Below are 22,017 nucleotides of genomic sequence, written 5' to 3' on the forward strand. Positions count from 1 at the left end.
GAAGATAGGTTCAAAGCTGAATCTAACAAACAAAGTTAACTAAGTGTCACGATTCACACAAATTTGGCTCATACATACAATACAGTTGGGTAAGAAAGGATCAGTCAAATAGCTATGTTAGCAGTATTTTACATGTAGTTACAAGTGGAATGTTGCTGCTATTGCAGCGTCTTATATATTGCAGTTAAATCATTTAAACATATTTTATATATGGCAATCAATGTTATTGAAACTCGGTTTGGTGCTGTCGGAGATGGAAATACAGACGATACGCTTGCCATTCAAAAAGCGATCAACTTCGCTAAGAGTCAATCTTCGCCAGGTGGAGCAACTTACCGGCCCACTGTTTATTTTCCGGCAGGATATTACCTCATAACAGCGCCTATTAATCTTACAGGCATAAGCGGAATATGGTTAACAGGCGACGGAGGTAAGTGGTTAAACACTTGCATAATAGGCAATACGGGTGGTATCATGTTTGACTTTAGTGGGTCTGATCAGGCAGGCTGTGAAAATTTTTACTTCTTATCGACACCTACATCAACTAATCGTTCCACTATCGGAGTGCAGTTTGCACTGACTAGCAGTGGCGGCCTTAACTGTGGCATACGCAATTGTTCTTTCTTAATGTTTGATTTTCCTACAGCTAATAATGGATTGGGAACGATTGGCATTATTAATATACGTTCAGAAGAGTTCTACGTTCACGAATGCTTCGTGAGGGCTAATACGCCAGTAATTCTAACTAACTCAAGCTCACTAAATGCGGCTAATATAAATTATACTGCTTCAAGTCCTAATCAGACGCTCACCGCTGGTGTTGGTTCAATGGGTGTCACTAACCTTATAGGCGTTTCGCTTCAAGCATACGAGAAACGGCAGCCTGCAATGATTTTAAACGGTACTAATAGCTTAAATTTTCAAGGATACATCTCGCGCGGCTCTCAAGCTGCTGGCTCAAACGAAACTGCTATTTTGTGTAGTCAGTACACAACTAACCTACGAATTCACGCTACAATTGAGTCATTTTCAAGGGCATTGCAATTAGTCAATGCCACCTTAGAGGGAACGCTGATTAATTTAGCTGTAGCTAACTCAACTGCCCCAATGACCGAAATAATAAACATGACCGGTTGCTATATAAAAGGCTTGCAGTTACAGTTGTCTTTACCTAATCCCAACGAACGCGCTAACCGGTATATAATATATTCTGCTCCTAATGGTAATCAACAGGCAATCGGGTTCATTAGAAACAGCGAGATATCGTGTTACGATTTGCCTAATAACCAATATGTTGTTTCAGCTGATATATTAAAAAAATCTTACAATGTAGTTTTTCAAACGGAAAACCCCTTCGAGAAAAAAGGCGGCCGAATTCGAGTGCTAGATAATACAATTGTTTCAGCTGGTACCTTAGGGTCCATAACAGCAGCAGTGGTATTTCGCTTTAGGCAAGCTAACCAACTACCTATTACTAATATAAACGGCGGTTATTACCGTATTTGTCTTGACGGTGTTATTCGTGGTGGCAGCTATGGGTCTGGATTTTCCTGTACACTCTCGTTCCAAGCACAAATTGTTGTTAATCAACTATATAATGGTGTCTTCGATACACCTTCAATTACAGTAATCACGTTAGATAAAAGCGTTTCTAATCCTGCCTATATAGACATCGTGGGAGTTATCGTTAATATATCGTTTGCTAACGGTATTGGTATTGTTAGTGTTACTCCACGTATAATGGGCAATGGGACAGGGGAGCCAGTGAATTATGATGGGTACACCGAGATACAGAGCGACTTTTTGGTCAACGATCCCATTCCAATTGGATAAGCAACGTACCTACCCCCAAAAGGAGCGATGCATACTAATTTTTCGTTTGATGCCGACAGGTAGTCTATGTTCAATACGACCAAGTTTGTAACCTGTGTATTTGGCAAATGTCCGAACGAGTTGAACTGGAATTAATGTAAATTGCCCGGTCTTGGCAAGATGTTGCCATTCATGAACGATATACTTTGCTCCTTCAGACTCCGCTTGGGAAAATTTGCTTAATACGTCCTGCTGTTCGCGGTGAAATACACCAATATCGAAGTAGCGCTTAAACTCTTCTGCTATAGTGTAATCGTGTGAATGGTACACTGCTGCCTCTGCGCAGTAAGCGAGCGCTTTGTTTTGTAAAATAAAACGAGCTGCCACTGACACGTCTTCACCAAGAATAGTATCTGTTGGGAAACCGCCAATGGCAAGCAAAGCTGACTTGCGGTAAACTGCGAATGAATTTGAACAAGAACAGGTTTTTATTCCCATTTGTGGAATCAACTCTTTTGTCTTGATCAAACTCTGAGCAGGGTAGTTTATTGACCTAGCAAAGCTTCCAAACGTGCCAGTTTCCGGGTAGGGTAGCTGTCTACCATAAGCCATTGCTATATCTTCACGACTGTATAGACAATCAACCAGCGTCTGTAATGTAGTAGTTGATGCGGGCAAGGCATCTTGTGTCATGAAAACGACCGTATCGTGTTTGGCAAGGTTAAGCCCGAGATTACGCGTACCTCCGTGATTGAATTCCGCTTTATTTATTCGAATTACATCAACATGATATTGAATAAAGAGTTGCTGAGTCGCATGGTCTGATTCTGAGTCGATTATAATTAACTCGTGATTTATGGTTTGGTCTTTAAGCCGCTGTAACAATTGTGGCAGATAAGCCGAAGCATTATACGTTGGGACAACTATAGATATCATTTGCGCTTTCTTTTGAGCAAAGCTACTTTATTAGCCTCTTGATAATATACCAAAGTAATGTAAACCTGTTACGAAGCCGTTTCGGGAAGTCATAGCCCGTTTCACCAGTTGGAGAAGCATTAGATCCATGTCTGACGTAATTTATCAAAGGCTTAGAGTGGAAATGAGTCTTACCCTTGGCTTCTACCAATAGTCCTATCCACCAATCATGCATGTGTATGCTAGCTGGGATTGGTAGTGCGTATGTTAGTATCTCTGCACGAAAAGCCATACAACATCCTACATATGAATTTTTGTATAAATTATACCAAAAGCCTGGCTGGCTATTTCGATGAGAAAAGAAAGAGGGATACAGCATGCCATCGTTTTCATCTACTACTCGGCAGTCGGAAAGAACTAGATCGGCCGACTGTAACAAATACCGAATGGTATTGACTTTGTCTGGCAGCCATACATCATCTTGATCCGAAAGAATAATTATATTACCTCTAGCTCGTTTCATTGCCTGCTCAAAGTTTCCTACAGGTCCAGGTCGCCCATCATTAAACGTGATTTTTATGCGTTTGTCAGCTAACTTCTCAAGAATTGCTAAAGTATTGTCGGTTGAACTGTCATCCGAAACGATGAGTTCATCTTCTTGACCTAATTGAACAAGAATAGACTTTACCTGCTTTTGAATAAACTTTTCGCCATTGAACGTGGCCATGCATACGCTAATTTGGGTCATAGAGTTAATAATGAAATCTCCTGAATTGAATTTTTCTACTCATGATAAGTGAGACCACTACATATGTGGGAATTACGAAGAACAGTGTGTCAAAAACTTGTGTGATAAAAAGAGTCACCTCAACGCATAAAAAGTAAGCCTGCTGACAAATGCAACAAATTAGTACAAACCAAAAAGCGGAGTAATACTTAGTATTAAAGAAATATTCTCGGATTAAGGAATAAGCGAGGCCAATAATTGCGCTATAAAAAAAAGCACCCACGTATCCAAAATAGACTTGTCCTTCGACATAATAGGGTGTATTAGGACCATTCACCATATTGTTGACGCCCGGAAGAGCATTCATTACAATGACATTACCTAATGCTTCTTCGTTAGGAACAAGCCGCATGAAAGTCAGGATTGGATTGAGAAAATGTAATATATAATCGCTCGGATGGAAACGGGCAAAATACTGCTCATTAACCGGGTGGTAGAAGTATAAGGTTGAGTCCGCGCCATAAAGTAATCGCTTAACAAAAGCGAATATAGCTTGCTCTGAATCAGCATTTTCTTTAAACAAAACAATAAAAAATATACTAAAAAGTCCAAATATACCGAGCGGGGCTAATAACTTAATCTTTCTGATAATTGCTTGTTTGTCTCTAAAAAAAGCGTGATTTAGTAAAAGAAACAAGGTTATTAAAATTCGGAGTAGAGATGATTTTGAGCCTTCTAAGGCAGTGAAGACTACAATTATGCCTAAAAGCAGCCCATCAACCCCTCTCTTTTCTAATAGGATGAGATAAATTAGGCCTGCTGTAAGAAAACTACCTACGCCCCAGTTTATTTTAAGTATTATTCCAAACCCCTTTATGAAATTTTCCACTTTAGCCACAGTTGGTTCGTCGCTCAGTAAAGCGAATCCGGTCGTGTAGAATAAAATAATATTAGCAAGCATATATAAGCAAAATAATACGTATACTGTATTTCTAAAAATAGCCTTATCATAAAAAGTAGGATCACATGTTTGGCTTGGCAAATCTGTTTTCTTATAACGCATCCACTTTGTACCTAATGTAAAACCAAAATATAAAAAAAGATTACAAATGAAAAAATGATATAGTGATAGTGGACTTTCCTCTAAAATGTAAACGACTAATACGCTTGCGAAGGATATAGTAAAGACATAGATAAACAAAGGATCTAAAGGAGAATAAATATACTTTTTGTAAAATATAAAATAGACAATGAAAAAGCCTACACCATATAAAATTATTTCTAAAAGATTGTCGTAGTCAATTTGCATATTAGATATGTTATTTATTAGTTATTAAATACATAGTTAAAACGACGATCAGGAGCACTATCGCCGTTAATGAAAAATTCATTTATGTCATACAAGCGTTGAATATTGTCAGCCCAATGAAAATTAATTGACATTTTTTTAGAATTAATTTTTAGAACGGATAAAGGTAAACTAAGCTCTAGCATAGTACCGGTATATCTTAATTGTCCTAAGGCAACCTGTTTGTAGTTCTTGCCCTTCCATTGGCTAATGGTCGTTTTTTGATTAGTTACAGATTTATTAATCACGTAATCATAACCTTGCCAACCTGTTTTGAACGATTGGTCACTATCAATGAAGAATAGCATCCAATTTTTATCTGTGGACTTAGTTAATGGCTGACTTGTTCTTACGTAGGCGTACAAATTTGTTTTGTCATAAGTTATTCGCGATTCAATGATGTCATTGCGGCCAGTATTGTTGATATAATTTATTTGGTTTCCAAAACTAGCGTGATTACGATGAATTACATCGCCTTGCACGTCGACGTAAACAGGCTGAACGGTAAGCCAGTCGTTAAATTTGCCATCAATGACTATTGTTTTTGGGGGGGTAGCTTTTTCTGGCTTATTCATGCCCTTATACCACCTGACATTAGCCACTAGTTGATAATAATAGTTGTCCGTATAGCCGCCTTTCATAGGTTCGATGTCCCGATTGTATTCTTGGTTATACAGATCAATAAAATAAGTTTGCCTAGCGGGCAAGCTCTTCCCAAGGAACTTTGTTTCGTCAGCCCGAGTAGTGACAAACCGTTGTGCAATCCATTCATTCCAGCCAGTTACAAAAACAAGTTGGGGATCCACCTTCAGCGCCCGCTTCCACTGTTCGTCAAAATATAGTCCTTGACTTGTAGTGGTTGCTACATTTTCCGTTTTTAGAGCGGCTGGTTTGCCATTGCGGAAGCTCTTTCCAATATTAAATGTTGGATGGCCAGCTACCGCGACAGGAATTTGTTCTGCTACTTCCGGCGATTTATCCCAACCGTATTTTTGAGGAGTGTTATCAAGCCATTGCCAGTGATGTGGATTCTTATCGGCTTCTGTCCATGCCCAGCTATACCGCCATGTAAAGAAATCTTTTATTGTTGCGTTTGATGCTTCTTCCGATTTGCCAAGCATGAGCGGCTTACCCAACCAGCGAAACCAAAGTTCAGCATATTTGCCTGTTTGGTAAATTTGCTGATATAACTGAGTGATCGTTTCTGTGGCCCTTGTGTGTGTGACAAAACAGAAATAAGGCGTTGGTATGCCCTGATGACGCATCGAAATAGAGATAGAACAAAGCTTATCTACCGTTGATAGATAGGTACTGGCGTTGGTAACGTCGAAGAAAAGTACGTCGACGCCTGCCATTGTCAGCATTTGTAAGTTACGGCGTATAACCCAAGGGTCATCCGCCTTGTAGTAACTTGCCTCGGGTTCACCCCACCAATGGAAAACCCCCGGAGCACCATAGCTAGGTTGAGTGCGATTAAGAGTTGTTAGTTTGGTAATATCATAAATAGTTTTGCTCTCATGTTCTCCATGCCAGAGAAAATAGAAAATACCTACGTACCTATTTTTTTTAAATGGGCCTGTTTGAGCGGCTGTTGGCAATTTTCTGCCCAAAGCATCTGTAGCTGTCCAGCTAGCACTTTGAATAGGCAAAATCGGCGAACCTAAATCCGTTTGCCGATAAATAATAGCGTTTGTCGGCGATACCCTTACTTTTGGGGTAATTAGTGACGCCACAAACAGTGTAAACGTTATAATTGCTGCTTGTTTCATCATACATAAATTACTTATTGATATTACATTAGTTAAAAATTAGCTTTTGTCCCTCCAGTCACTAGTTCGAAGATCGGGTAAATAATTTCCTAAATTTCCATGCCAACCGTTTATGATACCCTTCAAAAGCATCCTAGCTCTATAAAGGCGATTTGTATCTAACACAAGTGTTTTGATCCATCTTCTAATCATCTCCTTAGTATATAACCAAGCGAACCAAGGATGTTCTTTAAAATATAATTTTGAGATGTACATTCCATTTCTTGCATAATAATATAATCGTATAGGTGTATTTGTGCCATAAGTTCTAAGTTGTATAGAACCTATTTTGAGGTTTTTCGTAATGCCGAGCTGATGATCTAAATGAATGTCAGGTAACTCGACAACATCATAATTGTACTTATTTAATCTGAAACCATATTCATGATCAACATGATCGATGAAAAAATCTTCTCTAAAACTGCCAACTAGTTTGTAAGCTATCAGGCTCAATAAGTTTCCTGAAGTTAACGTGAATGGAACCTTATTAAATGCCTTCGTGGCCGGTCTGTCGTGATGAACACCCGATAGGATACCGATCTTATGACTATATTGATTCCAAAAATCAAGCATTTTCTCTACCATCAAATCAGGCGTACGAGTGTCATCATCCATCGTTAATAATACCAAGTAATTATCTTTAATTGCTTGGTCAGCCGCCCAATTTAAAGCTGCAGCGATGCCCTTATTACCAGATAAGGAATGATAATGTACTTTGTCTAATGCGCTTATTTTATCAATCAATTCATGATTATAATTAGTAGAATTATCCACAACATAAAGTTTTGTAACCTGGTTTATATACGTATGAATATTTTCAAAAGTCTTATTTGAGCTGTTGTATAAAATAACAGTTCCGACAACATCTTCAAGAGAAATATAGTCTTTCATAACTTTGACATATGTGTGATTCTCACTATAAAAAATTACCTTAAGTGATTCATTAATTTCTTCTTTGACTTAAAATAAAAATAGTAAAACTCAAGCATACTATTAAGGAGGTAATTAACGACCCGGTTTTTTACATACTTGCCGCGTAAGTCATTTACCTCGGTTGTCGATAATACGCTGCTTGTCCCTACAGACCCACAGGTAGCAATTAAGTAGGGTACAAACAAAGTAGGCTTCTTACGCAGGTAAATTTGTAAATTCAACTCGTAGTCTGAGATAACACGGTAATCAGTGTTGTAACGGAAATCAGTAAATAAGCCTCTGTTGTAAAAAGTAGCCTGATGATGTAATGTGTTTTGTATGAGTATCCTGAAATCTACTCTTGAGCGCATAACACCTCCTGTATCATAAATAACGTCACCGTAAACTGCTGCTAGTTTCAGATCAAGATACGGCGCAATTTGGTTCAAGATATCAGGGTTAAGTTGATCGTCTGCACCAAGAAAATATAGCCAGTCTCCAGTTGCTTTGCTAATACCTTTATTCATCGCGTCATAGATTCCTTTGTCTGGCTCACTTATCCAGAAAGTAATACCAGTCTCGTATGTTTTCAGAATATCTACAGTGCCATCATTACTATTACCATCAATAATAATAAGTTCTAAATTTGAATAATTTTGTCGATTTATTGACTCTATTGCTAGTACTAATGTTTTTGCCGCGTCATAAGTTGGCATTATTACCGAAATAAGGGGCAGTTTATTGTTTATTAATTCCATAACGTTTTAAATGTAAAAAATTATTACATGTCGCGATTTCTACGGTTAATTATAAAATATTGCCACCCTTCTTGTATTAGTGGTATGCATAAAATGAGTGACAACATAATTAACAAGACGATTCTGTTAACGAAAGAATCAATAACCTTGGACGCCCCAAAGACTGAAATCAAAATGAGTAGTGGCTGCCACATCGCGTTCAGCCACAATTGCCATCGTAAGCTGAACGATTTGAATCCATAAACCAGCAAGAGTAATGTTAGTAGATAACCTGCATTTCCATATAAAGCACCAGTAACCCCGTAAAAATGTCCTAGTATGCCGACCAGTAACAGACTAGCTGAACCGCATATAAGGGTTAGCATCGTTGTAACTATTTCTCGCTTTATTGCTAGCAGCATGTAGTAGCCAACTGCATTCAATGAGTACAAGGTATAAATGAATGCTATTACCCTTAGTCCGTTCGATGTTAAGGTCAATTTTGAAAGGTCATGCTTGAACAGGAATGCGCTCAATTCTGGAGCCATCATCATTATAAGGCTGCCTAAACCAACCGCTAAAATTGCATTGATTTTTAAGGCGCGACTTATGGTTGTTTCCAAGGATTCTTGAGTGGAAGCAGGGCTGTTGGGTAAACTCACCTGTTCCACCAACTTTGTGAGTGTAGGAACGAGTGGCTGGATGGCAATAGTGGAAAGAGTATGAATTTGCGTAGCCACGCTAGCTAGAGCAGCGTAAAAGCCCGATGCTTCCAACCCTAGAAGCCGACCTACAACTAAGCGATCTCCCTGGCTAAAGAAAGCCGATCCGATACCCCCGATGAAGGTTCTGCTACTGTACATCAACATTCTGGGAAATTGATCCCATTGATTTTTATCAGCCTGTCGAAGAGGAGATAACCAACCATATTGGTAACAGCAAGTTCCGTGAATAAATAGAAAGACAGCTGTGGCGGCTGCTTGAACACTGATTATAGCTAACAAACCCTTTTGCCAGTAAGCTGCTACCAGAATCAGTACTGTCTGGCTGATCGTAAAGATGGTACCAATTGAGTTTAGCAACTTATAATGACCATGCGCTTGCTCAAGCCCAATAAAAAATTGCTGAAGTAACCTGAAGAACACGACAATTGCCGATAACTGGCACCCTCGTTTAAGAAGTATTCTGTGACTTTCACTCAGGTTTGGGAAAGCCAGTGCCATAAACGGAGACAGTAACCACAATAGCGTTGCCGTAATTATCGCTAGGCAAACTACAAGTACAAGGGCCTGTCGTAATGTATTACCCAATAAAGCAGTAGGCTCTCTTGGTTTAGCTACGGCCTGAGTCACAAATACAATTAAAACCATACATATACTCCATTCCGACAACACCGATATGTTGATGATCGCCATCAGTATGGCATATAACCCATAGTCAGAAGGGCCTAAGAAACGGAGAAGTAATGGTACCGAGGCTATGCTTAGAGCAAGACGGGCTATTGTACCCAAAAGGTTGTATAAACCGTTTTTGAACATTTTAACAAGAGCCGATGAAAAGAACGTTAAATAGTTTTGCCCAAGCGGTAGCCCAGGAAACTTACCCAAAGCAGCGCAAGCAGAGCACCCACAATGACGCAAACAAGAACGATAACTGACCGTTTAGGACCGCTTTTTTTTAACGGCACTTGGGCTGGCTCCATAACTTTAAATACAGGCGTTTCTTCCTGAACTTTTATTTTCGCCATTTCATACTGTTTAGAAAGCGTATTGTAGAGATCCTGAGCTAATAGGAAGTCAGCCTGAATACGCTGTTCTTCTATTTTAGCTGTGTTAAGGAAAACACTCCGGTTTCGATCTCTGTAACTAGACAGATTATATTCGGCGCTCTGATAACGTTGCTTGGCAGATGATAACTGCTGGCTTAAAAAATCTACTTGGCGGCGAGCTCTCTCTGTGCGATAAGTTGTAATATAGTCAGTAAGGTAAGTGAGGCTGTGCCTTGATACGATAGCTGCCACAACAGGGTCCTGCATTGTAGAACTGATCGTTAACATACCCGATTTTTTATCGTACGTACCTGTAACACGCTCTAGCAATGCTTTCGAAAGTCTCTCTTCTTCTTTAGTTATTCGAAGTGCACTGCTCGTATCAGCTAAATCTCTGGTGATTTTTTCCTCTGGATCACTCGGACTAAGTGATCCTAACAAACCTAATTTGTGCGTCTCATTTAAATATGTCTCCAAAGACATACCGCGCTTAAGTGTTTTTACATAAACAGGCTTACTGAGTAGTGATAAAAAGAATGGAACACTTTGCAATACATTTGGGTATAGCTCAGGACGAACAGCATCTGTGCCACCAGTCATACTATTCACGTCAATACCTGCTAACCCAGCTAACGATCCTAAATTACCTAGATTTGTCCCTTTAGATTGTAGTTCAGGGAGCACGATAACCTGCGAGGTGTACTCGTTAGGCTTTGAAAACGCATACAAAGCCCCCAATATGCCCCCAATCAGCGCACCGAAGATCATGGCTCTTCGGCTTCGCTTCAGGAAAGAAATGATATCATCAAGGTGAATTTCCATGATCTTATCATCAGGTTGCTTAGCGTGCTCTGGATGGTCGCTGATCGTCATAGCTTATATTAGGGTCTCAGGAAGTTTAACACAGCTAAAACCAACGAACCTGTTACTGATAAAATCGTTACGCGTTCTATAGTGCTCAGGCGGTTATTGTCCAGTGGTTTGAAAGGTACAACAACCGTAGACCCAGGTTGAATATCAGGATATGCCCTGAATCCGATGAAACGCTTTGTACGATCTTTGCGGCCATTTGGGTAGATGACATACGAGCGCCCTGGACGAGCGTTTTCCGTATATCCGCCCGATAATGAGATATAATCGTCAAGCGATAGTCCTTCCTCGTAACTGACTGTCGATGGGTTCAGTACCGCTCCCTGAATCTGTACAACGTCTGATCGGCGGGGAATAAAGAGTGTGTCCCGATCCTGTAGCAGTAGGTTGCCCTCGCTTTTGGGGTTCTCCAGCACAGCGCGAATATCCGTACCCACTACCTGACCAGTCCGTATCAGTTGCGAGCCGGGTAAGTAAGCGTCGGGCTTTAGGCCTCCTGCCCGGGTGATGATATCGCTGATGCGCTCGGTTCGGTTTAAAATGGCATACGTACCTGAGTGGATAACTTCACCCGTGACAACTACCTGCTGTTGGTTGCCATAATAGGGCTGGGTGCGCACGTAAACGATATCGAACGGCTGAAGGGTAAATTGGGCGTCATTGGGGTTGAGCCGAAGCTGACGGTCGAGCGAGAAACGATAGATCGCTGTATTGTTGGGCTCGCTCGTTGAATCGCTACGGACACGTCGGGCAATTTCCAGCCGGTTGGCAGTAGCTCCTTCCTGGAAGCCGCCCGCCAGCGTAATCAGATCCGATACGGTCATGTTATCCGCAAAATTGAACGTATCCGGCTTGTTTACAGCTCCTTCAATGGACACAAAATAGGCTTCGCGCAAATTCCTGATCGACTGAATGACGACGCTATCCTGTCGTTGCAACGGAATATCGGCCACCGTTCCATTGAGCAGTTTGGCTACGTCGAATGTGATGTTCTCAGCGTCTGTGTTCTCTTTCTCACGGAAAATATTGGCGCGGGTGGTGAAGGCATCTTTACGAAGTCCATCGGCTCTTCTGATCAACTCGCCAACTGTGCTAATGCCATTTCCCAGCGCATAGTCACCAGGGCGCATCACGGCTCCCATAATCTGAACCCGGTTCTCGTACCGTTCCAGAATACGACCAATGGTGAACCGGTCGCCCCGTTGCGGTATAAACTGGGCAAACTCCTCTGGTACCAGCGTAAGCACTTTCCGTTCACGAGGTGTGTTGCGGCGTACCGATACAGAGGCAGTATAAGCCTCTTCGTTGAAGCCGCCCGCGTAGGTAAGCAAATTTTGGAACGTCTCACCCGGTACTAATTCAAACAGATAAGGGCGGCGAACTTCGCCCTGAACATCTACGCGAGTCTGGTATTCGGCAACCCGGATAACATCCTGATCCTGAAGGCGAATATTGTCGCGCTGATCGGCGCGAAGCAGAAAGTCGTAAAGATCAACGGTACGGACAATCCGGTTTCCTCTGATCACCTGAATACGTCGAAAGGAACCCGTTTCCGGATTAGGGCCGCCGCCTAAATACAGGGCATTGAAAACTGACGACAGTGAGGAGACAGTATACGTACCTGGGCGAACTACTTCGCCAACCAGTGTGACGCGGATGCTTCGGATTTTGCCAACAGAAGCGCTGGCGTACGTGCCACTCCCTGCGGTGTTGAGGCCCTGGAAACCACCTTGCCGGAGGCGGGCAATGATGCGTTGTTCGGCTTGCTCAACCGTTAGGCCGCTGACGATAACGGGTGCCAAATTCGGGATCTTAACGGTTCCTTCGGGCGTAACGCGCAGTCTGAAGTTTTCGGACGAAGCACCGTAGATGTCGAGCAAAATTTCGTCGTCGGGGCCAACGATGTAGTTACGCGGTGTAGCAATGCGAATGTCGGGCTCGAACGAGAGGCTGGCGTTCTGGAAAAGCGATGCGCCAAACACACGGCTACGAACATTGGCTGAGTCGATCCGTGGCAAGCCCAGCGAGTCGAGGCGGCGGCGCGACAAACCTGTTGGTGATGAACGAGTAAAGCTGGTATCTGTGTCACCACTGCCCTGGTACGAACGGGGGGCTTTGGCCCGGATCTGAGCAATACGCCGCCGCATTTTAGAAATGTCATCGAGTGTATAGCCCTGCGACATAGCGGCCTGCTCAATCTGAATTTCGCTTAGACCACTAGACTGTGCGCGTCGGTAAAATTCCTGTACCTGCTCATCAGATAACTGATCAACCCGGGATTGGGCCAGAGCGGCAAATGTCAGTATTGTCAATAACAGGCTACACAAGCCCCGAAAAAGACGATTGATACGGAAATGAGAAGGTATTGCCAAAATAGTTGCGGACATGACAAGGGGTCGATGACCAGAATTAGACTACAAATCTACTACGGTTTTAGGAAAAGCAACGGCCCGTTTGATGGAGTGGCGTTTGGTAGAGACAGGACAAGAGATCACTTAATGTGAAAACGGATAGTCAATAAATGAATTTTAGTGACTAGAAGTTGTTTTGGCTATCATTCTGGTCATCACCGAATCAACCATCATACGGGCTACTTCTTCCATCGTGTGTTTGGCGGCCCAGCCCAATTTGAGCTTTGCTTTGGCCGGGTAGGCATGTCCTTCGGCAATGTCGGTGGGGCGAAAAAACTGCGGGTCGGTCACCACATGGTCTTCATAGTTGAGACCAGCCTGATCAAAAACGGTAGCAATGAAATCTTTCAGTGTGTGGGTTTTACCAGTGGCAATGACATAGTCATCGGCCGTATCGCGCTGTAACATGAGCCACATGGCTTCTACATAATCAGGTGCCCAGCCCCAGTCGCGGGCGATGTCGATGTTGCCCAACGTAAGCTTTTCCGGGCTTCCGTTGGCAATGCGACAGGCGGCCGACACAATTTTCTGCGTCACAAACCGCTCGGGCCGCAATGGTGATTCGTGGTTAAACAGAATACCTGTACTGGCATGAAGTTGATAGGCTTCCCGGTAATTGGCTACCTGCCAGAAGGCCGCCGCTTTGGCAACACCATATGGACTACGCGGCCGGAATGGTGTGTTCTCGTCAGCCGACAGCGTACCTGTGTCGCCAAAACATTCGCTGGACCCGGCATTGTAAAAGCGGATGGGCTGATTGGTAAACCGGATGGATTCAAGCAGGTTCAATGTACCTATGCTGATACTCTCCAGTGTTTCAACGGGTTGTTCGAAGGATAAACCGACCGAACTTTGCCCCGCCAGGTTGTAAACCTCATCAGGCCTGACTTTTTGGAGCGTCTGCAGTACGCTGCGAAAGTCGCTGATACTGAGCGATACCAAATTGACCTGTTCCCGAATGCCCAGACGTTCCAGATTTCTGAACGACGACATTTGTGCATCGCGGGAGCCACCGTATACCGTATATCCTTTATCTAAAAGCAGTTTGGCCAGATACGCACCATCCTGTCCTGATACGCCGCAGATGAGGGCTGTTTTCGTTGTTTCGCTCATGTAATCGTTAAAAAATAGGCTGATTGATAAGCAAGCCCTATTCTACAAGGTTAGTCGCCTTAATTGGCGTTCTCGATAGGCTGTCGTAAATTTACACCATGATTCGTCGCAAGGCCATTTTTTCAGTGTATCATCGCCCTGTTTGCTAACGCAGACTGATGGCTATGTCTTGTGACTATTCAATATTGACTCACGAATAGACCAGCCCGTCTCTGCCAGGAGCCGGGTTTTCTGTTTAGCGGAGTAGCACTCCGCTACAAAAAGCGATTCTTACTTGAAAAAACGGAGTGGCACTCCGTTGAACAGATGAAACAGTACTATCGTGATTTGCCACATATCCAGCCTGTATATGCAATTTTCTTCGTCACAGCGAGGCTGCATGGTAGCTTACCTATGGCAGTACTCGAGCAGTTACGTGAAGAACAGACTAGGGCGAATTTATTGGATAACCAGCAGACAAAAGTTGACAAAGTCAACCAACGAAAGCGAGACTTTGCCCGTTTTGATACGTGTTTAGACAACCCACAGAATGGGCCATACTGGCTGGCTAAACCTGCTGTTGCAAACGTACTCATGGAAGCAATACGCTATAGGCATGATGTTCATTTCGAGTTAGTTGCGTTTTGTGTTATGTCAAATCATTATCATCTGGTTATCGATACACGTCGTTTGGGCGTTTCAACGCGTCCGTTGCACCGAATTTTACAGTCGTTACACGCTTATGTCGCTAAATCGGCCAATGTACTATTAGAAAGATCCGGCACATTCTGGCATGATGAATCGTGCGATCATATCGTCCGAGATGATCGTGAATTGAGGCGAATTATCGAGTATACTTTGGAGAATCCAGTAAAGGCGGGTTTAGTTGATGAATGGGAAAAGTGGCCCTATTCCTACGTGAATAAAGCGTATTGGTAAAGATGTTCAACGGAGTGGTATTCCGTTTTTGAAAGAGTTTTTGCAACTAATAACCGGAGCAGCGCTCCGGTGAACATATGAATACCGTTATCATCAAATACAACGCAGGCAACGTGCAATCGGTGATGTATGCGCTCGACCGTATTGGAGCCAGCTACGAACTGACCGACGACGAAGCTACGATCCGGGCCGCTGACAAAGTGATCTTCCCGGGCGTAGGGGAGGCCAGCACGGCCATGACGTACCTGCGCGAACGGGGGCTAGACAAGCTGATTCCCAGCCTGACGCAACCGGTGTTGGGTACGTGTGTGGGCATGCAACTGATGTGTCGCTATTCGGAAGAAAACGATACCACCTGCATGGGAATCTTCGATATCGACGTACGGCGGTTCCCGGCATCGGCGGGAAAGGTGCCGCATACGGGCTGGAACAATATCCACAGCCTGCGTGGCCCGCTTACCGAAGGCCTGACCGGTTTGCCCGTTGATCCGTACGTTTATTTCGTGCACAGCTACGCCGCTGATGTTTGCCCCGACACAACGGCTGTTTGCGACTACGGTAGGCCGTTCAGCGCCATGCTCCAGAAAAATAATTTCTACGCCGCTCAGTTCCACGCCGAAATCAGCGGCAACGTAGGGCAGCGTATTCTTGAGAATTTTTTGAAACTGTAAGAAGAGAAGTAAGAGATGAGAGACAAGAAGTGAGACGCGTTGCTTTGGCTTAAGTGCCTTAGCTTGCAGTTCGTACTTAACCCTCATTTGTAATGCAAAGTCACAATTTTAAAAATTTAAAAGCTTGGCAGTTGAGCCGGTCTCTAGTCAAAGCTATCTACGAATTGACGGTAGTTTTCCCAGTTGACGAACGATATGGAATTTGTTCACAAATGCGGCGGGCGGCCATTTCCATTCCGTCCAATATCGCAGAAGGGTCTGGTAGGACAGATAAAGATTTTCATCGGTTTTTATCAATGAGTTTGTCATCAGCCTACGAATTGGAAACACAGTTAATCTTGTCTGCTGATCTTGGTTTTTTGCCTTCTGACGCGTTAGATAACTTATCCCTACAGATTCAGGAGGTGCAACGAGTTATATTCGGTTTTCAGAAAAAGCTCTCCACACACTTCTAGCCTCTAATCTCTTACTTCTTGCCTCTCATTTCTTACTTCTTGCCTCTCATTTCTTGCCTCTTTATAAATGCACATTATACCTGCTATTGATCTGATTGATGGGAAAGCGGTTCGGCTTACCCAGGGCGATTATGCTCAGAAAAAAGAATACAATGCCCGTCCGCTGGAAGTGGCGCAACAGTTTGAAGATGCCGGCCTAACCCGTCTACATCTGGTCGATCTGGATGGCGCCAAAGAAAAACGGATCATCAACCACAAAGTACTGGAGCTGATTGCTTCTAAAACCAAACTACATGTTGATTTTGGCGGAGGTGTGCAGTCAGATGACGATTTGCGGATTGCTTTTGAATGCGGGGCCAAGCAGGTGACCGGCGGAAGCATTGCTGTGAAGAATCCCGATATGTTTGAGCGGTGGCTGTCGCGTTTCGGGGCCGACGTGCTGATTTTGGGTGCCGACGCGAAGAACGAGAAAATTGCTGTGGGTGGCTGGGAAGAAGCCACCACGATTTGGGTCTATGATTTTGTGGATAACTGGGTGGATAAGGGGATAACCCACATCATCAGTACCGACGTTGCCAAAGACGGCCTGTTGCAAGGACCATCGTTTGATCTGTACCGCAACCTGCAAGAGCGATCGCCGAAGTTGAACATTGTGGCCAGTGGCGGTGTAAGCAACATGGGCGACATTGAGAAACTGGCTGAGATGAATATGTTCGGCGTCATTGTCGGTAAAGCGATTTACGAAGGTCGGGTAACGTTGAAAGAATTGTCGATCATCAATGAACAGGCGCGTAATAATTAGCTGTACTAACTTATGCTGACAAAACGCATTATTCCCTGCCTCGACATTAAAGATGGCCGCACCGTGAAGGGAACAAACTTCGTTGACCTGCGCGATGCCGGTGACCCGGTTGAACTGGGGGCTATCTACGCCGCGCAGGGTGCTGACGAACTGGTTTTTCTGGACATTACAGCCACCGTAGACGAGCGCAAAACGCTGCTTGATCTGGTTCGGCGCGTGGCCCATGCGGTCAATATTCCGTTTACTGTGGGCGGTGGTATCTCATCGATCGCCGACGTATCCGCATTGCTTAACGCGGGGGCCGATAAGGTATCGATCAATTCGTCGGCCGTCCGTCGCCCGGCGCTTATCAATGAGTTAGCGCTTGAGTTCGGAAGCCAATGTGTGATCGTCGCTATCGATACCAGGTACGTTGATGGTGAGCATGTTGTGCATACACACGGTGGACGTCGACCTACAGAACTACGTACGTTGGCCTGGGCCAAAGAAGTAGAGGAGCGTGGTGCCGGCGAAATTCTGCTGACCTCGATGGATACCGACGGTACCAAAGCCGGTTTCGCCCTCGAACTGACGGCAGCGGTATCTGGTGCGGCCAACATTCCGGTGATTGCGTCGGGCGGGGCGGGTACGATGGACCATTTCACGGACGTATTCACCACCGGAAAAGCTGATGCCGGGCTGGCAGCGAGTATCTTTCACTTCAAAGAAATTAGTATTCCCGACCTGAAGACGTACCTGCACCAACAGGGTATATCCATGCGGTTAACAACTTGATACTACGCTTCGCTGTCATTAGGTAGTCATTACGCTTCGCCGTCATTTGCGTTGCGTCATTGATTGTTTTACGACTGAAGACTACTTAATGACAACCTAGTGACGGCGAAGCGTAATGACTACTTAATGACTACTAAAAATGACTATTCAATTCGATAAATCGCCCGATGGGCTGGTGCCTGCCGTGATTCAGGATGCCGTGACGGGTAAAGTGCTGATGCTGGGCTATATGAACGAAGAAGCCTATCGCAAAACAGAGGCAGACGGTATTGTCACCTTCTTCAGCCGTAGCAAACAACGCCTTTGGACAAAGGGCGAAACATCGAGCAATTTTCTGCACGTTAAGCAGATACTGGTCGATTGCGATGGCGACACACTGCTCATTAAGGCAACGCCCGACGGACCAACTTGCCACACCGGCGCTGATACCTGCTTCGATGAGGTAAATACAGGTAAAGGCCAGTTCCTGAATTACTTACAGGGAATTATCCACGATCGAAAGGTGAACCCATCGGATGAATCGTACACGGCTTCTCTGTTCAAGAAGGGCGTGAATAAGATTGCGCAGAAGGTGGGCGAAGAGGCCGTTGAACTGGTTATTGAAGCGAAAGACAATAACGATGACCTTTTCCGGGGCGAAGCAGCCGACCTTATGTTCCACTTTCTGGTGCTGCTGGAAGAGAAAAATATGCGTCTGGATGATATTATTGCCGTACTTCAGCAACGGCACGACAAACATTAGACAAACGTCTGGGGTTTGACAGCTAATGTTTCTGTTTGGATACTAGCTATCAGACGTTGGATATTGGACTAAAATAGGCCTCGCACAGGTACAGTTAAGTCTATTATCTAACGTCTACTATCTAGCATCTATTTTTTCACACATAACCCCCAAACCTTCTGTCGCTATGGGCATCATTATCCGTATCTTAATCAGTGCAGTGGCCGTTTACATCGCCAGCATCTTCGTTCCGGGCATTCGCGTGTCGGGTGGTCCCACCACGTACCTGATCGTTGCCATTGTGCTGGGCTTGCTTAACGCATTCGTCAAGCCCGTGTTGACCATCTTGACCATTCCGATCACCATCATCACGCTGGGCCTGTTTCTGATCGTATTGAACGTGCTGATGGTTTATCTGGCGGCTTACCTGGTGAGCGGTTTCGCCGTTAGCGGATTTATTGCAGCCCTGCTGTTCAGCTTTGTGGTGTCAATCGTGACCTGGCTGATCGATGCAATCGTAAACTAGATTTCCCAAGTCTATAAGGTTTCAAAAAAGACCTTATAGACTTAATAGTGAATGAGTTACCTATTAAAAGCCAGGCGTTGCCCGGCTTTTTCTGTTTTGAACGTACCTGATTCATACACCAACTCACCTGACACAAACGTGTGGGTGATACGGTGGTTAAACGTTTCGCCCAGTAACGGTGACCAGCCGCATTGGTACAGGATCGATTCCGGTGTTACCACCGTCTGCTGTGTTGGATCAACCAGCACCAGATCGGCCCAGTAGCCTTCGCGAACGTACCCACGACGATCGATCTGAAAACAGTCGGCCGGCGCGTGGGCCATTTTCTGCACTACTTTCTCAAGCGATAGTTTGCCCTGTTTCGCGTAGTCCAGCATCAGGAGTAGCGGGTGTTGTACTAGTGGTAAACCCGATGGGGCTTGCCAGTAAGGCTGCTGTTTTTCGTCCCAGGTGTGCGGCGCGTGGTCGGTGGCGATGATGTCGAGGCGGTCGTCGAGCAGGGCAGTCCAGAGGGCATCGCGGTGGTGCGCCGCTTTAATGGCCGGATTGCACTTGATCTGATTCCCCAGCCGTTCGTAGTCATCGGCCGTGAAATGCAGGTGGTGCACGCAAACTTCGGCTGTAATCCGTTTCTGCGTCAACGGTATATCGTTTCGGAATAGTCCCAACTCATCCGCCGTTGTCAGGTGGAGAATATGCAGTCGGGTATTGTGTTTCTGAGCCAGTGCAACGGCCATTGACGACGAAACCAGACAAGCCTGCTCATCGCGTACGAGCGGGTGAATCCGGGCGGGGGCATCGTCGCCGAACTCCGCTTTGTAGCGCTCAACATTGGCGCGAACGGTGGCTTCATCTTCGCAATGGGTCGCAATCAGCATGGGGCACTCCCGGAACAGCGCATCCAGCGTTTGCTCATTGTCTACCAGCATGTTTCCCGTCGACGAGCCCATAAACACTTTTATACCGCAAACAGCCTGCGCATCCGTGCGCAACACCTCGTCGAGGTTGTTGTTCGAGGCACCCATGAAGAACGAGTAATTACCGAAAGCCGTGGCCGCCGCAATGTCGTATTTGTCCTGTAACAGTTGCTGCGTCAGGGCGTTGGGCGTGGTGTTGGGCATTTCCATGAATGTAGTGACACCCCCGGCAATGCCCGCCCGCGATTCGCTGCGGATTGTGGCTTTGTGGGTCAACCCCGGCTCGCGGAAGTGTACCTGATCATCGATCACGCCGGGCAACAGATATTGACCCGCCGCGTCGATTTCCTGATCGCCGGGTTTGGCGGTTACGTGTGCGCCTATTTCGGTAATGAACCCGTTTTCAATGCGCAGGTCAGCCTGTTGAATTTGCCCTTCGTTGATAATTTGGGCGTTAAGAATACGGTAGGTCATACGTTTTATGGGAACGCGGATTAAAGGGATTTAACGGATTTTCGCGGATGTATGATGGAACGCGGATTAAGGGGATTAAAAGGGATTTACACAGATTTTGGATTTAAGCGGATGTGTAGCCTTAGCAGAGCAAATCCCTTTAAATCCAAAAATCCGCGTAAATCCTTTTTAATCCGCGAGATCAGCGTACCCATGAAAATCCGCGTACCCATCAAATATTATCGTAATAGCGCGGCGGCTTCTTTGGCGAAATAGGTCAAAATCACGTCTGCACCGGCGCGTTTGATTGACAGTAGCGATTCCATCATGGCCCGTTCACCATCGAGCCAGCCGTTTTGGGCGGCGGCTTTGATCATGGCATATTCGCCGCTGACGTTATATGCGGCGATGGGCAAATGGCTGTTCTGCCGCAACAGGCTGATGACGTCCAGATAAGCCAGCGCCGGTTTAACCATCAGCATATCGGCCCCTTCGGCGGTGTCGAGTTCAGCTTCGATCAGGGCTTCGCGGCGGTTAGCCGGGTTCATCTGGTAGGTTTTCTTGTCACCAAACTTCGGAGCCGAATTCAGCGCGTCGCGGAAAGGGCCGTAGAACGCCGACGCGTATTTAGCGCAGTACGACATGATCGCCACGTTATGAAAACCGGCCTTGTCCAGTTCCTGACGCAGGTAACCAACGCGCCCATCCATCATATCCGACGGACCAACAATGTCGGCGCCGGCCTGTGCCTGGGCAACGGCCATGCGGCCAAGTACCTCCAGCGTTTCGTCGTTCAAAATCTGTCCGTTTTCCACAATGCCATCGTGCCCATCCGAACTGTACGGGTCCATGGCTACGTCGGTCATGACCGTGGCTTCGGGGTATTTCTCTTTAATGGCGCGCACCGTTTGCAGATACAGCCCGTCGGGATTGTGGCTTTCGGTAGCGTATTTATCTTTTATCGACTCTGGCAGGTTCGGAAACAGATCGAACGTAGTGATGCCCAGATCGAGGCAACGGCCGATTTCGTCGAGCAACAGATCCTGCGAATAGCGGTAGATACCGGGCATTGAACTGACCTCAGAACGTACCTGCTTTCCTTCCAGAATAAAAACGGGGAAAATGAAATCAGACGCGTGCAGGCGTGTTTCCTGCACCATGTCGCGAATAGCAGCCGATTGACGATTGCGGCGGGGGCGGCGAATTATGTTCATAGTTAGTTAATTGTCCTTACGCTGTGCTGTCATTAGGTAGTCATTACGCTTCGCTGTCATTGATTGGCGCTCATTAATAACAATGACTGACTACTTAATGACGGCGAAGCGTAAGGACAATAAATGACAGCGTAGCATAATGACT

20 protein-coding genes are annotated in these 22,017 nt (G+C 45.1%); 8 read left to right on the plus strand and 12 right to left on the minus strand.

From position 1 onward, the window contains the following. Positions 1 to 210: 210 nt before the first annotated feature. Positions 211 to 1,833, plus strand: a complete 1,623-nt coding sequence (locus ACAW87_RS14825; protein WP_370724209.1) for a glycosyl hydrolase family 28-related protein — start codon at positions 211 to 213, stop codon at positions 1,831 to 1,833. Positions 1,834 to 1,842: 9 nt separating this feature from the next. Here the strand turns inward: ACAW87_RS14825 and ACAW87_RS14830 are convergent, their stop codons facing one another. The 10 genes from ACAW87_RS14830 to ACAW87_RS14875 form a co-directional block, all read right to left on the minus strand. Further along, positions 1,843 to 2,748: a glycosyltransferase family 2 protein gene (locus ACAW87_RS14830; RefSeq protein ID WP_370724211.1), complete on the minus strand. Its 906-nt coding sequence runs from the start codon at positions 2,746 to 2,748 to the stop codon at positions 1,843 to 1,845. A 22-nt stretch (positions 2,749 to 2,770) separates the two neighbouring features. Then, complete coding sequence (locus tag ACAW87_RS14835) at positions 2,771 to 3,475, minus strand: glycosyltransferase family 2 protein (protein WP_370724212.1); 705 nt, start codon at positions 3,473 to 3,475, stop codon at positions 2,771 to 2,773. Between the two features lie 4 nt (positions 3,476 to 3,479). After that, the gene (locus ACAW87_RS14840) at positions 3,480 to 4,763 is read right to left on the minus strand and encodes an O-antigen polymerase (protein WP_370724214.1); all 1,284 of its coding nucleotides are present in this window, start codon (positions 4,761 to 4,763) and stop codon (positions 3,480 to 3,482) included. 17 nt (positions 4,764 to 4,780) lie between these two features. Next, on the minus strand, positions 4,781 to 6,574 hold the full coding sequence (locus tag ACAW87_RS14845) for a hypothetical protein (protein WP_370724216.1): 1,794 nt from the start codon (positions 6,572 to 6,574) through the stop codon (positions 4,781 to 4,783). A 36-nt stretch (positions 6,575 to 6,610) separates the two neighbouring features. Next, on the minus strand, positions 6,611 to 7,501 hold the full coding sequence (locus ACAW87_RS14850; protein WP_370724217.1) for a glycosyltransferase: 891 nt from the start codon (positions 7,499 to 7,501) through the stop codon (positions 6,611 to 6,613). Between the two features lie 35 nt (positions 7,502 to 7,536). Beyond that, positions 7,537 to 8,280, minus strand: a complete 744-nt coding sequence (locus ACAW87_RS14855; RefSeq protein WP_370724219.1) for a glycosyltransferase family 2 protein — start codon at positions 8,278 to 8,280, stop codon at positions 7,537 to 7,539. A gap of 23 nt (positions 8,281 to 8,303) precedes the next feature. Continuing rightward, positions 8,304 to 9,797 (minus strand): oligosaccharide flippase family protein, encoded by a 1,494-nt coding sequence (locus ACAW87_RS14860; RefSeq protein WP_370724297.1) that lies wholly within the window; start codon positions 9,795 to 9,797, stop codon positions 8,304 to 8,306. 26 nt (positions 9,798 to 9,823) lie between these two features. Next, on the minus strand, positions 9,824 to 10,900 hold the full coding sequence (locus ACAW87_RS14865; RefSeq protein ID WP_370724221.1) for a Wzz/FepE/Etk N-terminal domain-containing protein: 1,077 nt from the start codon (positions 10,898 to 10,900) through the stop codon (positions 9,824 to 9,826). An 8-nt stretch (positions 10,901 to 10,908) separates the two neighbouring features. Beyond that, positions 10,909 to 13,284: an SLBB domain-containing protein gene (locus ACAW87_RS14870; protein ID WP_370724223.1), complete on the minus strand. Its 2,376-nt coding sequence runs from the start codon at positions 13,282 to 13,284 to the stop codon at positions 10,909 to 10,911. Positions 13,285 to 13,425: 141 nt separating this feature from the next. Beyond that, positions 13,426 to 14,421 (minus strand): GDP-mannose 4,6-dehydratase, encoded by a 996-nt coding sequence (locus ACAW87_RS14875; RefSeq protein ID WP_370724225.1) that lies wholly within the window; start codon positions 14,419 to 14,421, stop codon positions 13,426 to 13,428. Positions 14,422 to 14,727: 306 nt separating this feature from the next. On the opposite strand from ACAW87_RS14875, the gene ACAW87_RS14880 reads away from it, so the two are divergent. From ACAW87_RS14880 to ACAW87_RS14910, 7 genes are all read left to right on the plus strand, one after another. Then, on the plus strand, positions 14,728 to 15,339 hold the full coding sequence (locus tag ACAW87_RS14880; protein ID WP_370724227.1) for a transposase: 612 nt from the start codon (positions 14,728 to 14,730) through the stop codon (positions 15,337 to 15,339). Between the two features lie 77 nt (positions 15,340 to 15,416). Then, positions 15,417 to 16,010 carry an imidazole glycerol phosphate synthase subunit HisH gene (gene hisH / locus ACAW87_RS14885; protein ID WP_370724229.1) on the plus strand — a complete coding sequence of 198 codons (594 nt, stop codon included), beginning with the start codon at positions 15,417 to 15,419 and terminating at the stop codon, positions 16,008 to 16,010. Between the two features lie 92 nt (positions 16,011 to 16,102). After that, entirely contained in the window at positions 16,103 to 16,465 is a 363-nt protein-coding gene (locus tag ACAW87_RS14890; RefSeq protein ID WP_370724231.1) for a four helix bundle protein, read from the plus strand. Positions 16,466 to 16,532: 67 nt separating this feature from the next. Beyond that, positions 16,533 to 17,267, plus strand: coding sequence for a 1-(5-phosphoribosyl)-5-[(5-phosphoribosylamino)methylideneamino]imidazole-4-carboxamide isomerase (hisA, locus tag ACAW87_RS14895; RefSeq protein ID WP_370724233.1), 735 nt, complete (start codon positions 16,533 to 16,535; stop codon positions 17,265 to 17,267). A 12-nt stretch (positions 17,268 to 17,279) separates the two neighbouring features. Then, positions 17,280 to 18,041 (plus strand): imidazole glycerol phosphate synthase subunit HisF, encoded by a 762-nt coding sequence (hisF, locus tag ACAW87_RS14900; protein WP_370724235.1) that lies wholly within the window; start codon positions 17,280 to 17,282, stop codon positions 18,039 to 18,041. Positions 18,042 to 18,180: 139 nt separating this feature from the next. Continuing rightward, positions 18,181 to 18,783: a bifunctional phosphoribosyl-AMP cyclohydrolase/phosphoribosyl-ATP diphosphatase HisIE gene (hisIE, locus tag ACAW87_RS14905; protein ID WP_370724237.1), complete on the plus strand. Its 603-nt coding sequence runs from the start codon at positions 18,181 to 18,183 to the stop codon at positions 18,781 to 18,783. A gap of 166 nt (positions 18,784 to 18,949) precedes the next feature. Beyond that, positions 18,950 to 19,288, plus strand: a complete 339-nt coding sequence (locus ACAW87_RS14910) for a phage holin family protein (RefSeq protein ID WP_370724238.1) — start codon at positions 18,950 to 18,952, stop codon at positions 19,286 to 19,288. 56 nt (positions 19,289 to 19,344) lie between these two features. On the opposite strand, the gene ACAW87_RS14915 is transcribed toward ACAW87_RS14910, so the two are convergent. Continuing rightward, positions 19,345 to 20,679 (minus strand): dihydroorotase, encoded by a 1,335-nt coding sequence (locus ACAW87_RS14915; protein WP_370724240.1) that lies wholly within the window; start codon positions 20,677 to 20,679, stop codon positions 19,345 to 19,347. 218 nt (positions 20,680 to 20,897) lie between these two features. Next, a complete protein-coding gene (gene hemB / locus ACAW87_RS14920) occupies positions 20,898 to 21,872 on the minus strand; it encodes a porphobilinogen synthase (RefSeq protein ID WP_370724242.1) in 975 nt (324 codons plus the stop codon). Between the last annotated feature and the right edge of the window lie 145 nt (positions 21,873 to 22,017).

Source organism: Fibrella aquatica, from assembly GCF_041321135.1.
Lineage (GTDB): Bacteria > Bacteroidota > Bacteroidia > Cytophagales > Spirosomataceae > Fibrella > Fibrella aquatica.

Bases quoted from the DNA above. Each gene is read 5' to 3' on its own strand.
- ACAW87_RS14825 (WP_370724209.1), top strand. From the start codon at position 211: ATGGCAATCAATGTTATTGAAACTCGGTTTGGTGCTGTCGGAGATGGA.
- ACAW87_RS14830 (WP_370724211.1), bottom strand. From the start codon at position 2,748: ATGATATCTATAGTTGTCCCAACGTATAATGCTTCGGCTTATCTGCCA.
- ACAW87_RS14835 (WP_370724212.1), bottom strand. From the start codon at position 3,475: ATGACCCAAATTAGCGTATGCATGGCCACGTTCAATGGCGAAAAGTTT.
- ACAW87_RS14840 (WP_370724214.1), bottom strand. From the start codon at position 4,763: ATGCAAATTGACTACGACAATCTTTTAGAAATAATTTTATATGGTGTA.
- ACAW87_RS14845 (WP_370724216.1), bottom strand. From the start codon at position 6,574: ATGATGAAACAAGCAGCAATTATAACGTTTACACTGTTTGTGGCGTCA.
- ACAW87_RS14850 (WP_370724217.1), bottom strand. From the start codon at position 7,501: ATGAAAGACTATATTTCTCTTGAAGATGTTGTCGGAACTGTTATTTTA.
- ACAW87_RS14855 (WP_370724219.1), bottom strand. From the start codon at position 8,280: ATGGAATTAATAAACAATAAACTGCCCCTTATTTCGGTAATAATGCCA.
- ACAW87_RS14860 (WP_370724297.1), bottom strand. From the start codon at position 9,797: ATGTTCAAAAACGGTTTATACAACCTTTTGGGTACAATAGCCCGTCTT.
- ACAW87_RS14865 (WP_370724221.1), bottom strand. From the start codon at position 10,900: ATGACGATCAGCGACCATCCAGAGCACGCTAAGCAACCTGATGATAAG.
- ACAW87_RS14870 (WP_370724223.1), bottom strand. From the start codon at position 13,284: ATGTCCGCAACTATTTTGGCAATACCTTCTCATTTCCGTATCAATCGT.
- ACAW87_RS14875 (WP_370724225.1), bottom strand. From the start codon at position 14,421: ATGAGCGAAACAACGAAAACAGCCCTCATCTGCGGCGTATCAGGACAG.
- ACAW87_RS14880 (WP_370724227.1), top strand. From the start codon at position 14,728: ATGAAACAGTACTATCGTGATTTGCCACATATCCAGCCTGTATATGCA.
- hisH (WP_370724229.1), top strand. From the start codon at position 15,417: ATGAATACCGTTATCATCAAATACAACGCAGGCAACGTGCAATCGGTG.
- ACAW87_RS14890 (WP_370724231.1), top strand. From the start codon at position 16,103: ATGCAAAGTCACAATTTTAAAAATTTAAAAGCTTGGCAGTTGAGCCGG.
- hisA (WP_370724233.1), top strand. From the start codon at position 16,533: ATGCACATTATACCTGCTATTGATCTGATTGATGGGAAAGCGGTTCGG.
- hisF (WP_370724235.1), top strand. From the start codon at position 17,280: ATGCTGACAAAACGCATTATTCCCTGCCTCGACATTAAAGATGGCCGC.
- hisIE (WP_370724237.1), top strand. From the start codon at position 18,181: ATGACTATTCAATTCGATAAATCGCCCGATGGGCTGGTGCCTGCCGTG.
- ACAW87_RS14910 (WP_370724238.1), top strand. From the start codon at position 18,950: ATGGGCATCATTATCCGTATCTTAATCAGTGCAGTGGCCGTTTACATC.
- ACAW87_RS14915 (WP_370724240.1), bottom strand. From the start codon at position 20,679: ATGACCTACCGTATTCTTAACGCCCAAATTATCAACGAAGGGCAAATT.
- hemB (WP_370724242.1), bottom strand. From the start codon at position 21,872: ATGAACATAATTCGCCGCCCCCGCCGCAATCGTCAATCGGCTGCTATT.